11 protein-coding genes are annotated in these 13,128 nt (G+C 72.3%); 3 read left to right on the forward strand and 8 right to left on the reverse strand.

Going from position 1 to position 13,128, the window contains the following annotated elements; translation table 11 throughout:
• On the reverse strand, positions 1-717 hold a 717-nt coding region (locus tag ACQKIP_RS24980), incomplete at its 3' end, for an MFS transporter (protein ID WP_427744113.1).
• A 95-nt stretch (positions 718-812) separates the two neighbouring features.
• On the opposite strand from ACQKIP_RS24980, the gene ACQKIP_RS24985 reads away from it, so the two are divergent.
• Positions 813-1,679, forward strand: a complete 867-nt coding sequence (locus ACQKIP_RS24985; RefSeq protein ID WP_365858029.1) for a LysR family transcriptional regulator — start codon at positions 813-815, stop codon at positions 1,677-1,679.
• A gap of 41 nt (positions 1,680-1,720) precedes the next feature.
• Here ACQKIP_RS24985 and ACQKIP_RS24990 read toward each other — a convergent pair whose 3' ends face one another.
• The gene (locus ACQKIP_RS24990) at positions 1,721-2,248 is read right to left on the reverse strand and encodes a DUF1203 domain-containing protein (RefSeq protein ID WP_365857712.1); all 528 of its coding nucleotides are present in this window, start codon (positions 2,246-2,248) and stop codon (positions 1,721-1,723) included.
• 230 nt (positions 2,249-2,478) lie between these two features.
• Positions 2,479-3,726 carry a flavin-dependent oxidoreductase gene (locus tag ACQKIP_RS24995; protein WP_365857710.1) on the reverse strand — a complete coding sequence of 416 codons (1,248 nt, stop codon included), beginning with the start codon at positions 3,724-3,726 and terminating at the stop codon, positions 2,479-2,481.
• 254 nt (positions 3,727-3,980) lie between these two features.
• Here ACQKIP_RS24995 and pepN point away from each other — a divergent pair, with 254 nt between their 5' ends.
• A complete protein-coding gene (pepN, locus tag ACQKIP_RS25000; protein WP_365857708.1) occupies positions 3,981-6,548 on the forward strand; it encodes an aminopeptidase N in 2,568 nt (855 codons plus the stop codon).
• Positions 6,549-6,739: 191 nt separating this feature from the next.
• Here pepN and ACQKIP_RS25005 read toward each other — a convergent pair whose 3' ends face one another.
• The 3 genes from ACQKIP_RS25005 to ACQKIP_RS25015 all read right to left on the reverse strand — a co-directional run bounded on the left by ACQKIP_RS25005 (position 6,740) and on the right by ACQKIP_RS25015 (position 10,348).
• The gene (locus tag ACQKIP_RS25005) at positions 6,740-7,660 is read right to left on the reverse strand and encodes a LysR family transcriptional regulator (RefSeq protein WP_365857706.1); all 921 of its coding nucleotides are present in this window, start codon (positions 7,658-7,660) and stop codon (positions 6,740-6,742) included.
• Positions 7,661-7,720: 60 nt separating this feature from the next.
• Complete coding sequence (locus ACQKIP_RS25010; RefSeq protein WP_427744116.1) at positions 7,721-8,668, reverse strand: DMT family transporter; 948 nt, start codon at positions 8,666-8,668, stop codon at positions 7,721-7,723.
• Between the two features lie 204 nt (positions 8,669-8,872).
• The gene (locus ACQKIP_RS25015; protein WP_365857704.1) at positions 8,873-10,348 is read right to left on the reverse strand and encodes an FAD-dependent monooxygenase; all 1,476 of its coding nucleotides are present in this window, start codon (positions 10,346-10,348) and stop codon (positions 8,873-8,875) included.
• A gap of 99 nt (positions 10,349-10,447) precedes the next feature.
• Between ACQKIP_RS25015 and ACQKIP_RS25020 the strand changes: the two genes are divergently transcribed.
• Complete coding sequence (locus ACQKIP_RS25020) at positions 10,448-11,050, forward strand: TetR family transcriptional regulator (protein WP_365857702.1); 603 nt, start codon at positions 10,448-10,450, stop codon at positions 11,048-11,050.
• Positions 11,051-11,175: 125 nt separating this feature from the next.
• On the opposite strand, the gene ACQKIP_RS25025 is transcribed toward ACQKIP_RS25020, so the two are convergent.
• Both ACQKIP_RS25025 and malQ read right to left on the reverse strand, forming a co-directional pair.
• On the reverse strand, positions 11,176-11,415 hold the full coding sequence (locus tag ACQKIP_RS25025) for a hypothetical protein (protein ID WP_361186190.1): 240 nt from the start codon (positions 11,413-11,415) through the stop codon (positions 11,176-11,178).
• A gap of 20 nt (positions 11,416-11,435) precedes the next feature.
• Positions 11,436-13,128: 4-alpha-glucanotransferase (gene malQ, locus ACQKIP_RS25030; protein WP_427744119.1), on the reverse strand; the 1,693-nt coding region annotated here is incomplete at its 5' end.

The following is a 13,128-nucleotide window of genomic DNA, read 5'->3' on the forward strand; positions in this document are numbered from 1 at the left end:
GACGTAGGTGTAGGCGGCGAAGTGCCCGGTGACCAGGAGCAGCACCACGAGCAGTCCCGCCCGCAGCCGCGCGTTCCGCAGCAGCCCGGGGAAGGTGCCGATCCGTACCGCCGCCGACGCGGGCAGCGGCGGAAGGGCCGCCGCGAGCAGTCCGGCGACCGCGAGCGCGAACACCCCCATGGCGGCGAACGCCCAGCGCCAGCCCGCGAGTTCGCCGAGGAACGTACCGGCGGGGACACCGAGCACGGACGCCACCGCGATCCCGCTGAAGATCACCGTGGTGGCCCGCCCCGCGGACTGTTCGCGCACGAGCCGTACGCCGAGCCCGGCCGCGATCGCCCACACGCCCCCGATGCAGCCCCCGACCAGGACCCGCGCGGCGAGCAGCACTCCGAAGGCGGGCGCGAGCGCGGAGCCGAGGTTGGCGGCGGCGAGCAGGACCAGCAGCGCGCACAGCACCGTCCGGCGGTCCGCGCGCCGCACGGCGACGGGAAGCAGCAGCGCGGCGAGCGCCGCGACGACGCCGGGGAGCGTGACGGCCAGGCCCGCGGTGCCGTCGGACACGCCGAGCCCGGCGGAGAGGGAGGTGAGCAGGCCGACCGGGAGCATTTCCGTGGTGACGACGGAGAAGGTGGCGGCGGCGACGGCGAGGACGGACAGGGGCAGGGAGCGCTGCGGCTCCGCGAGTTCGGGGCGGCTGTCCCGGGTGGCTTTCATGAGGCCAAGCCTTCGCCGGACGCACACCGGGAACAACGGCGAAGATCTCATCCTTGAATGAGCGAGGCTCATGGATGGCGCGGGGGACGCGGGGGTTGGCGATGCTGGAGATACGGGAGCTGGAGTGCTTCATGGCGCTCGCCGACGAGCTGCACTTCGGCCGGGCGGGCGAGCGGCTCTACGTCTCGCAGAGCCGCGTCAGCCAGCTCCTGCGGGACCTGGAGCGGCGGATCGGCACGCGGCTCGTGGAGCGGTCGAGCCGGCGGGTGCGGCTGACTCCGGCGGGCGAGCGGTTCCTGGCCGAACTGCGCCCGGCGTACGAGACGTTGAGCGCCACGGTGGACGCGGCACGGGAGTCGGCGCGCGGGGTCACGGGGCGGCTGCGGATCGGCTTCCAGGGGACGGCGGACGCGCGTCTGATGCGGGCGATCGCCGACTTCCAGGAGCGGCATCCGGGCTGTGTGACGGAGATCGTGGAGATCCCGTTCGCCGACCCCTTCGGGGCGGTGCGGCACGGGGAGGTGGACACGGCGATCGTGCTGCTGCCGGTCGAGGAGCCGGACCTGGTGCTCGGCCCGCTCTTCTCCCGCCAGCAGCAGACGGTCGCGGTGTCGGTACGCCATCCCTTCGCGGGCCGGGGCTCGCTGCGGGCCGACGAACTGGCCGGGGTTCCGCTGATCTCCGCGACGGCGCCTGCACCGGCGTACTGGCGCGCGGCACAGGCTCCCTCGACCGCGCCCGCCCCCGAGGTGCGCACCCTCCAGGAGGGCCTGACCCTGGTCGCGGCCGACCGCGGGGCGATGCTGCTGTGCCGTCCGACCGCGGAGTACCACGGGAGGCGTGACGTGACGTTCGTGCCGGTGGAGGGGGTGCCGGATTCGGTGCTCGGGATGGTGTGGCGCAGGGACGCGGGTACGGAGCGGGTGCGGGCGTTCGCGCGGGCGGTGGGGGCGATTGCCTAGGGCCGGCGGGCCTAGACGGGCCTAGACGGGCCTAGACGGGCCTAGTCGGGCCGGCGGACCTCGAAGTGGAAGCAGCCGTATTCGACCGCCCTCACGTGCACGAGTGCGACCTCCGGGTCGGCGAAGGCTTCCGCGAAGGCGGCGTCGAAGCCTTCCGTCGCCGGGTCCGGGATCTCCAGGAGGCGGCCGCCGATGATGTGGCCTTCGGCGTTGTAGCGGCGCAGGGTGCGCAGGGCTCCGGGGCGGGCGAAGGGGTACTCCCCGGTGTCCTCGGCCGCCGGGCCCTCGCAGTCGTCCGCGTGGATGAAGACCGGGCCCTGCTCGTCGTAGGCGCCGGGGGTGGCGCCGGTTTCCGCCGCCCAGCGGCGCAGGGGGGCGTACGCGACCAGGGCGACGCGTTCGCCGGGGGCGATGGGGCGCAGGCAGCAGCGGAGGGGGTCGCCGCCTTCCGTGTCCGTGTAGGGGGCGCAGGGGCGGGCTGCGTCGTCGGTGATGCGGAGTTGCTTGAGGGTGGTGGGGTGGATGGGGCGGGGGGTATAGGTGGTGGCCGGGGTCGTCGTTGCGTTCATGTGCCGAGCTTCGCGCGTGCGGGTGGGGCGTGGCTGGCGCATTTCGGACGTTCAATTTCCCCAACCCCGCCCCTTCCCGCGAACCCGCTCGGCGCGGGGGCCTTGGTGGACGTCATCACCGGCTCCGCCGAGTTCGTCCTCAAACGCCGGACGGGCTGAATCTCTCCGCCCGTCCGGCTTTCGAGGACATCTTGTACGGGGCCTGGGGCGGAGTTGGGGAAAAGTCACTCCTACCAAGCCCCCCGCATCCGCCGGTACCCCTCCCCCAACCCCGCCAGCTCCTCCCCCGTCAACACGTCCTCCACCCGCGCGAACCCCTCCGGAGCCCTCTCCGCGACCGTCCGCAGGATCTCGTCCACCGGCATCGCCCGGTTGGCGAGCGCCACGGCATTGGCGGGGCCCCACCGCTGCGCCTCATAGGCCCGCATCCCGCCCACCCGGTCCAGCCCGGCAAGGGCCATGCACCCGGCGAGCGCCCGGGCGTCGAGCACCGCCTCGGAACCCCCGCTGGACCCCACGGGGTACATGGGATGGGCCGCGTCGCCGAGGAGGGTGACGGCCCCGCGCCCCCACCAGGGCAGCGGATCCCGGTCCACCATCGGGTACTCCAGGATCCGCCCCGTCGACCCCGTCGCGGCAAGCAGCGCGGGCACGTCCAGATCCCCGATCCGCCACCCGGAAAAGTGCGGCAGGACGTCGGAGAGGCGCCCCGAACGGTTCCAGTCCACCGGCCCGGGCGCCCCGTGGTGATGCCGCGGAAACCGCACCTCCGCCACCCAGTTGAGCAGCGCGCGCCCCCGCGTCTCCGCCTCCCGCGAGATCGGGTAGACGACGAGCTTCGTGGTCGCGTTGCTGCCCGCGATCACCATCGTCCGGCCGCCGAGCACGGGATCCCACTCGGTGACGCCCCGCCACATCCGGACGCCGTTCCACAGCGGCGGCCCCTCGCCGGGATGCAGGCAGGCCCGCACCGCCGAGTACAGGCCGTCGGCCCCGACCAGGGCCCGCACCGGCACCGTGAACTCCCGCCCGCGGGCCACGTCCCGCAGCGTCACCCGCAGCGCCCCCGACCCCTCCGGCTCGGCGTACCGCACGAACGCCGTACCGGTCTGGACAGCACGCTCGCCGAGGCGGTCGCGCACCGCGTCGAGGAGGATCAGCTGAAGCGCCCCGCGGTGCAGGGAGTACTGCGGCCAGTGGTGGCCGCGGTCAAGGCCGAGCGGCTCGCCCCAGATGTGGTTTCCGTGCCGGTCGAAGTGCAGGATCCCGGCCGTCGGCACCGCCGTGGCGGCCAGTTCGGCGCCGAGGCCGAGGGCCGTCAACTCGCGTACGGCGTGCGGGAGGAGGTTGATGCCGACCCCGACCGGCCGCAGCGCGTCCGCCGCGTCCACGACCCGCACCCCGATGCCCGCCGCGTGCAGGCTGAGCGCGGTGGTGAGCCCGCCGATCCCGGCTCCCACGACGAGTACGTCGATCACGAGGCGCACCCCGCGCCGCATGATCGGCGCGCTCTGCGTCTGCGCGGTGATCGAGGTGCTCCCGGTAATCGCGGTGACCGTCGGAGTCCCATGGACGCTCCCCCCGGGGCGTGAGTCGACGCGCGGATGCTAGTGGCACGGCAGCCCGCTAACAATGCCGCGTGGCGGCCGTCGGACCATGCCTGGCCACGTCCGCGTACCCACGTGGAAGGATGGCCGGAAACGCCACAAGTCGTACCCGAGGAGATGACCGCGTGCCCGGCACCAATCTGACCCGCGAAGAGGCGCAGCAGCGCGCGAAGCTGCTCACCGTTGACTCGTACGAGATCGATCTCGACCTCTCCGGCGCACAGGAGGGCGGCACCTACCGTTCGGTGACCACGGTGCGCTTCGATTCCGCGGAGGCGGGCGCCGAGACGTTCATCGACCTGGTCGCCCCGGCGGTCCACGAGGCCGTCCTGAACGGCCACTCGCTGGACGTGGCCGCCGTCTTCCGTGACTCGCGCATCGCGCTCAAGCACCTGGAGGCGGGGCCCAACGAGCTGAAGGTGGTCGCCGACTGCGACTACACCAATACGGGTGAGGGGCTGCACCGTTTCGTCGACCCGGTCGACGAACAGGCCTACCTCTACACGCAGTTCGAGGTTCCCGACGCGCGGCGCGTCTTCGCCTCGTTCGAGCAGCCCGATCTCAAGGCGACGTTCCAGTTCACCGTGAAGGCACCGTCCGGCTGGACGGTCATCTCGAATTCGCCGACCCCGGAGCCCAGCGGTGACGTCTGGGTCTTCGAGCCCACGCCGCGCATCTCGACGTACATCACGGCGCTCGTCGTCGGTCCGTATCACTCGGTCCACAGCTCGTACGAGGGTCCTGGCGGCCAGTCGGTTCCGCTCGGTATCTACTGCCGGCCCTCGCTCGCGGAGTTTCTGGACTCGGACGCGATCTTCGAGGTCACGCGGCAGGGCTTCGAGTGGTTCCAGGAGAAGTTCGACTACGCGTACCCGTTCGCCAAGTACGACCAGCTCTTCGTGCCGGAGTTCAACGCGGGCGCGATGGAGAACGCGGGCGCGGTGACCATCCGCGACCAGTACGTGTTCCGTTCGAAGGTGACGGACGCGGCGTACGAGACGCGCGCCGAAACCATCCTCCACGAGCTGGCCCACATGTGGTTCGGCGACCTGGTGACGATGGAGTGGTGGAACGACCTCTGGCTGAACGAGTCGTTCGCCACGTACACCTCCATCGCCTGCCAGGCGTACGCGGAGAACTCGCGCTGGCCGCACTCCTGGACGACGTTCGCCAACTCCATGAAGACGTGGGCGTACCGCCAGGACCAGCTGCCCTCCACGCACCCGATCATGGCGGACATCCAGGACCTCGACGACGTTCTGGTCAACTTCGACGGCATCACGTACGCGAAGGGCGCGAGCGTCCTGAAGCAGCTCGTGGCGTACGTCGGCGACGACGAGTTCTTCCGGGGCGTGCAGGCGTACTTCAAGGCGCACGCGTTCGGGAACACGCGCCTCTCCGATCTGCTCGGCGCGCTTGAGGAGACCAGCGGGCGCGACCTCAAGACCTGGTCGAAGAAGTGGCTGGAAACGGCCGGGATCAACGTCCTGCGCCCGGTGGTGGACGTCGACACGTCCGGCAGGATCACGTCGTTCGCGGTGAAGCAGGAAGCCCCGGCGCTGCCCGCGGGCGCGAAGGGCGAGCCGACGCTGCGGCCCCACCGGATCGCGATCGGCCTGTACGACCTCGACGACGAGAGCGGCAAGCTGCTGCGCACGGACCGCGTGGAGCTCGACGTGGACGGCGAACTGACGTCGGTGGACGAGCTGGTGGGCCGGGAGCGCCCGGCGGTGATCCTCCTCAACGACGACGACCTCTCGTACGCGAAGGTGCGTCTGGACGCGGAGTCGCTGGCGTTCGTCACGGAGCACATCGGTGACTTCGAGGCGTCGCTGCCGCGGGCGCTTTCGTGGGCGTCGGCGTGGGACATGACGCGGGACGCGGAACTCCCCACGCGGGAGTACCTCTCCCTCGTCCTGTCCGGCATCGGCAAGGAGTCGGACATCGGGGTCGTCCAGTCGCTGCACCGCCAGGTGAAGCTGGCGCTGGACCTGTACGCGGCCCCGGCCGGGCGCGAGGAGGCGCTCGCGGGCTGGACCGAGGCGACGCTCTCGCATCTGCGGGCGGCGGAGGCGGGCAGTGACCACCAGCTGGCGTGGGCGCGGGCGTTCGCGTCGACGGCGCGTACCGAGGAGCAGCTGACGCTCCTGGAGGAGCTGGTGTCCGGCAAGCAGTCGATCGCGGGGCTCGCGGTGGACACGGAGCTGCGCTGGGCCTTCGTGCACCGGCTCGCGGCGAAGGGGCGCCTTGACGAGGCCGGGATCGCGGCGGAACTCGACCGCGACAAGACGGCCGCGGGCGAGCGGCACGCCGCCGCGGCGCGGGCGGCGCGGCCCACGCCGGAGGCGAAGGCGGAGGCCTGGGCGTCCGTCGTCGAATCCGACAAGCTGCCGAACGCGATCCAGGAGTCCGTGATCTCCGGGTTCGTCCAGACGGACCAGCGCGAGCTTCTCGCCCCGTACACGGAGAAGTTCTTCGCGGCGGTCAAGGGGGCGTGGGACTCCCGCTCGCACGAGATGGCGCAGCAGATCGCGGTGGGCCTCTACCCCGCGCTCCAGGTGTCACAGGCGACCCTGGACGCCACGGACGCCTGGCTGGCCTCGGCATCCCCCTCGGCAGCCCTGCGCCGCCTGATCACGGAGTCCCGCGCGGGCGTGGAACGAGCCCTGCGGGCCCAGCAGGCGGACGCGTAGCTCTGCGGGGCGGGGCAGCCTTGCTCTCCGCGGCCGGGGGCATTCGGCCTCCGGCCCGGGCTGCTTCTCTGTTTTCTGGCGCGGCTTGACCCTGGTTGCTCGCGCAGTTCCCCGCGCCCCTACGGGGCGCCCCCTCAGGGGCGCGGGGAACCGCGCGACCAGCCACGACGCGGCGGGCGGCGGAAACCGGCCTACTCCGGCTCCGCCCCCCGCGCAGGCACCGCGGAGCGCAACGCCGACAAGACCCTGCTGACCGCCGCGCCCCCGGCGGCCCCGCGGCGGACCGCTGCCACCACGTGGCGGCGGGGGCGGTCCGCGGAGAGTTCCCGCATCACCACCCCGTCACGCCGTCCCGCCGCCATCCGCGGGACCAGGGCCACCCCCATCCCCGCCTCCACCATCGCGAGGATCGCCGTCCAGCCGGCGGCGGAATGCGCCTGCTCGGGCGTGAACCCGGCCCCCTCGCACGCCGCCCGCGTGATCTCCGACCAGGGACCGCTGCCCCCGAAGATCCACGGCTCCCCGGCCAGATCGGCGAGGCGCAGCCCTTCGACCGCCGCCAGCGGATGCTCCCCGGCAAGCGCCACGTCCAGTGGATCGGCGAGGAGCGACTCCCGCGTGAAGCGCGTGTCCGCGTCCGCCGCGGCCGGTGCCGTCACCGCGAGGGAGAGCGCCACGTCCACCTCCCCCGCGGCAAGGAGCTCGTACGCCTCCGCCGCCTCCACCTCACGGACCCGCACCGAGATCCCCGGCGCCGCCGCCCGCAGCTCCCGCACCGCGGGGACCACCAGCGCGGGCACCGCGGTCGAGAAGGCCCCGACCCGCACCTCCCCCGCCTCGCCCTGCGCATACGCCGCCAACTCCGCGTCCGCCTGCTCCAGTTGGGCGAAGACGGCCTCCGCGTGCCGCAGGACGAGATGCGCCGCGTCCGTGAGCCGCACCCGCCGCCCGTGCGCCTCCAGCAGCGGCACCCCCAGCTGCTTCGCGAGGTTGGACAGCTGCTGCGACACCGCGGACGGCGTCATCTGCAAGGCCCGCGCCGCCGCGGTGACCGTGCCCCGCTCGCTCAACGTACGCAGGATCTGGAGCTTCTTGATGTCCCACTCGCTCATGGAGCCAACGTACCGACTGGTCAGAAGCGGTGATCCCACGGCCCGCGCCACTTGCTCCCCCTACTTCGCGCGCGCCGCGCCGAGCACGACCCCGCCCAGGATCAGCCCCATGCACATCACCTGGAGCCATCCCATCGCCTCGCCGAGCACCACGAAGGAGAGCAGGGCGACGCACACCGGCTGGAGGTAGTAGATGACCCCGGCGCGGGCGGCGCCGATGATCGAGATCGCCTTGTTCCAGGCGAAGAAGGCGATCGCGGACGAGACGACACCGACGTACAGGAGCGGGGAGACCGTCCCGGCGGTGACCTCGAAACCGCCCTGGAGCACGAAGCTCGCCACGAACACCGGAAGCAGCATCAGCGCGCCGAGCACGAACGTCGCGAAGAGGAACGGCAGTCCGCCGATCTCGGCGGGCTTGCGCTTGAGCAGCGCGCTGTACGAGCCGAAGGAGACGGCCCCCGCGATCACCCACAGGTCACCCGCCGCAAAGTCCATGGAGAGCGACCCCCCGGACACCAGGACGAGGACGCCCGCGCAGGCGATCAGCATGCCCGTCACCCGGCGCACGCCGAGCTTGGTGCCGCCGAGGCGTTCGTACACCGCCATCAGGACCGGTGACGCCGCCATGATCATGCCCATGTTGCCCGCGGTGGTGGTGACGCCGGCCTGGTTGACCAGGGTGTTGTAGATGGTGACGCCGAGGAGGGAGGCCAGGAGCAGGAAGCGGATGTGCGCCCGGAGCACCGCCCGCTGCCGCCACGCCTGCCGCGCCGCGAACGGCGCCACCGCCACGATCGCGATGATCCACCGCCAGAACGCGTGCTGAACGGGCGGCACGCTGTCGGCCAGGGCGCGCGAGGTGACGAAGCTGCCCGACCAGACGACCGTGGCGAGCGCCGCGAGGGCGAGACCGGCGCCGATGGGGCCCGCGGCCCGCTGCGCCTTCCCCGCCGCCCCGGGGGCCGGCTCGGTGCGGATGGGTGTCGTCCGGTCCAGGACAGTCACTGATATCCCTTGCCTCTCTCCCGGTCGCTCCGGGAAAACACGAACCCCGCCGAGGGTGGGCACCACCCGGCGGGGATCTGGTCTCGCTGACCACTTGATCTGGTCTCGCTGATCTCTTGGTTGGCTGCGGGACTACAGTGACACCCCCACACCCATCAGGTCCATCGAATCTTTTCGAGGTTTCTTTGAAGAAGATCTGAAAGGTTACGCCGCACCCCACTCCCCCAGCGCCGCCCGCACCGCCCCCGCGTCCGCCTCTTCCGCCGCCCACGCCACGTACCCGTCGGGGCGGACGAGGACGGTCGTACGCCGGTCGCTCGCCCAGTGCGTCACGACGGCACGCCCCGCCACGCCGGCGGCGTCGTACTGCGCGCCCGCCGGAGCGATCAGCACGAACTCGCCCTCGCGCAGCGCCTCGTACAGCCGCCCCTCCTTGAGCGTGATGTCCGGAGCCCGGCGCCCGGCCGCGCGGTGAGAGCCCTTCGGGGCGGGGTAGGCGTAACCGATCCCGGTGATCTGGCCGATCCCCTTGTCACGGATCGGCGAGACGGCGTTGACGAAGGACGCGAGGACGGCGCGGGCCGCGCGCGACCAGGGACGCTTGACCATCGCGAGCCGCACGATCCCGCCGCTGCTGCGCAGGACCGCCTTGCCGATGGGGTGCCGCTCGGACTGATAGGTGTCCAACAGGCCCTCCGGCGACCGGCCGTCGATCACCGCGGCCAGCTTCCAGCTCAGGTTCACGGCGTCCTGGAGACCGGTGTTCATACCCTGCCCGCCCGCCGGGGTGTGGACGTGCGCGGCGTCCCCGGCGAGGAAGACCCGGCCGACCCGGTACGTGGGCGCCTGGCGCTCGTCGCTGTGGAAGCGGGACATCCAGCGGGCGTCGTGCATGCCGTAGTCGCGGCCGAGCGCGAGCCGGGTGATCTCCTTGACCTCTTCGAGGTCGAGGGGCTCGCTGTCCGGTACGTCGTGGGCGCGGTTCCAGCCGATGACGCGGTAATAGCCGTCGGCGAAGGGCGCGATGAAGGCGAAGGCGTCACCGGCGGCGTTCACCGTGAGGACCGAGGCGGGCTTCTCGGCGAGCTTCACGTCGGCGAGCACGACCGAGCGGATGGCGGACCTGCCGGGGAAGGGCAGGCCGATGGCCTTGCGGACCGGGCTGTGCAGCCCGTCGGCGCCGACGACGTACGCGGCGCGCAGCGTGCCCGTCCCGCCGCCGGGGCCGCGGACTTCGAGCGTCACGCCGTCCGCGTCCTGAGTGAGCCCGGTGACCTCGCTCTCGTACCGGAAGTCGACGCCCGCCTCGACCGCCCGGCGTTCGAGGACCCGCTCCACCTCGTACTGCGGCAGGACCAGGAGGTGGTTGTAGCGCGAGGGCAGCTTGTCGAGGCCGACCTCCAGGCGGGCGAAGAGGCGCAGGCGGTCCAGGGGCTGCCCCATGGCTTCGAGGTCGTCGGCGAGGCCGCGCGCGTCGAGCTGTTCGAGGGTGCGGGCGTGCAGCACCAGGGCGCGCGAGAGGTTGCTGATCCCGTGCGGCCGCCTTTCGAGCAGGGTGACGGGGACACCGGCCGCGGCCAGGTCCCCGGCGAGCAGCAGCCCGGTGGGGCCGGCGCCGACGACGATGACGGCGGGGTTCGCGGTGCCGGTGGCGTCCTGCGTTTCGCGGGTTCCGTTCATGGCGGCCTCCTAGTGCCAACATCCGTTGGTCAACGCTTGTTGGCCAATGTAGAGCCGCCGCCATGGACTGTCAACGTCCGTTGGCCTACGTTTGTTGGCATGAACGAAAGCGCACCGGATCCAGCGCCCGGGGCGGGGAGGCCTGCCGTGTCCCGGCGCTCCGACGCGACCCGTGGCGCGATCCTCTCGGCGGCCCGCGAGCGGTTCGCCGCCGACGGCTACGAGAAGGCCACCATCCGCGCCATCGCCGGGGACGCGCGGATCGATCCGTCGATGGTGATGCGCTACTACGGCAGCAAGGAGGGCCTGTTCGCCGCGGCCTGCGCCATCGATCTGCGCCTGCCCGATCTCACCGCGGTGGCGCGCGAGGACATCGGGCGCGCCCTGGTGGCCCACTTCGTCGGCGTCTGGGAGCAGGACGAGGTGCTGACCGCGATGCTCCGCGTCGGGATCACGAACACCGCGGGCGCCGAACGCATGCGGGGCGTCTTCAGGGACCAACTGCTGCCGGTCGCGCGCCGCGTCTGCCCCGACCCCGCCGACGCCCCGCGGCGGGCCGGGCTCTGCGCCGCACAGATCCTCGGGATGGCGCTGACCCGCTACGTACTGCGGTTTCCGGCCGCGGTCGCGCTGTCGGGCGAGGAGATGGCGGACTGGCTCGGGCCGACGGTGCAGCGCTATCTGACGGCCGATCGGCCGTGACGCGCATAGACAGATACGGGGGCCATGACATACGTAGGGGCTCCTCACCGGCGTACGCGCACGAATGCGCATGCGTACGCCGATGAAGAGCCCCTACGGAAAGCTCAGATCACGAAGCGGTGGCGTCAGCCCTGCTTCTCCTGCTTGCGGGTCTTGTCACCGACCATGACCAGGCCCGCGATCACCAGGAACAGCACGATGGGCGCCACGACATAGAGGCCGAGCGTCTCGATCACGCTCAGGCCGGGACCCGGGTCGTCACCGTCGTCGGGCGTGAGCGCGAGCGCGGGGGACGACATGAGCAGCATCATCAGCGTCGTACCGGAAGCCAGGGCGCCGGCGCGCAGAGCGTTCTTCTTGTCCACGGTGCCAACGTAGCGAACTGCTAAAGCGGCCGCGCGCCCGGGGGTGCCGTACGGGGCTCCGGGCGGGTGCGGAACACCTCCATGAACGCGTGCAGGCGCGGTGAGGCGGCGAGTTCCTCCAGGGTGACGGGGCGACCCTCGGCGTCGGCGATCGGCAGCCGCCAATTGGGGTACTGGTCCCAGGTGCCGGGGAGGTTCTGCGGTCGGCGGTCGCCCACCGCGTCCGGCAGCCAGATGCCGATCATGCGGGCAGGCGTGGCGAGCAGGAAGCGGTGGACGGCGCGGATCTCCTCCTGTTCGTATCCCCCGCCACCGGGCAGCATCCCGAGCCGGGAGAGCAGCGCGAGCCACTCCGAGACGTCGGCGGCGGCCTCGCCCTGCTCCACGGCCGCCGGGCGGGTCAGCAGGCCGAGCCGGTCGCGCAGGTGCACGTGCTCGCCGGTGATGCGGGCGGCGGTGGAGGGCAGGTCGTGCGTGGTGGCGGTGGCCAGGCAGTCCGCGCGCCAGCGCTCGGGCGGCAGCGGCCGTCCCGTGCCCGCCCAGTCCCGCTCGAACCAGAGCACGGAGGTGCCGAGCACGCCGCGGCGCTGGAGGGTCTCGCGAACGCCGGGTTCCACGGTGCCCAGATCCTCGCCGATGACGAGGGCGCCCGCGCGGTGCGCCTCCAGGGTGAGGACGGCGAGCATCGCTTCGGCGTCGTACTGGACATATGTTCCCTCGGTGGGTGCGCGGCCCTCCGGTACCCACCAGAGCCGGAAGAGGCCCATTACGTGGTCGATGCGGATCGCGCCCGCGTGCCGGAGCAGTCCGCGCAGGAGGGCGCGGTAGGGGGCGTATCCGGACTCGGCGAGGCGGTCCGGGCGCCAGGGCGGCAGGCCCCAGTCCTGGCCGCGCGCGTTGAACGCGTCCGGCGGGGCGCCGGTCGACATGCCCGCGGCGAAGTGCCGCTGCTGACCCCAGGCGTCCGCTCCCGCGGGGTGCACGCCGACCGCCAGGTCGTGCACGAGCCCGATGTCCATGCCCGCGTCGCGCGCGGAGCGCTGCGCGGCGGCGAGCTGGGCATCGGTGAGCCAGGCCAGACGGCAGTGGAAGTCCACGCGGTCCATCAACTCGCGGCGGGTGCGGGCGGTCTGCGGCGACGCGGGGTCACGCAGGGTTTGCGGCCAGGCGTGCCAGTCGGGGCCGTACTGCTCGGCGAGTGCGTACCACGTGGCGTGGTCCTCGAGGGCCTGGCCGTGCTCGGCGAGGAAGTCGTTGTAGGCGGCGCGCCGTCCAGGGCCGAGCGGCACCTCGTGGATCAGCTCGAGGGCCTGGAGCTTGAGTGCCCATACGGCGTCGCGGTCAATCAACTGGCCCTGCTGGAGCACGGATTCGCTCAGGGCGGCGGCCCGGCGCGTGAGCTCGGCGGCCATGTCACGGGCTTCGCCGGCCAGTTGGGCGTACTCGGGGATGTCCTCGACCCGGAGGTGGACGGGGTCGGGGAAGCGGCGCGACGAGGGGCGGTACGGGGAGGGGTCGGACGCCCCGTCGGGCGGCTTCGGAACCGCCGCGTGCAGGGGGTTGACCTGCACGAACCCCGCGCCCAGGGCCCGCCCGGACCAGGCGGCGAGTTCGGCGAGGTCTCCGAGGTCGCCCATGCCCCAGGAGCGGCGCGAGAGCAGGGAGTAGAGCTGGACGAGCAATCCGTACGACTTCTCGCGCGGGGGCGGCACG

Origin of the sequence: Streptomyces sp. NPDC059900, assembly GCF_050270335.1 — a bacterium.
Lineage (GTDB): Bacteria > Actinomycetota > Actinomycetes > Streptomycetales > Streptomycetaceae > Streptomyces.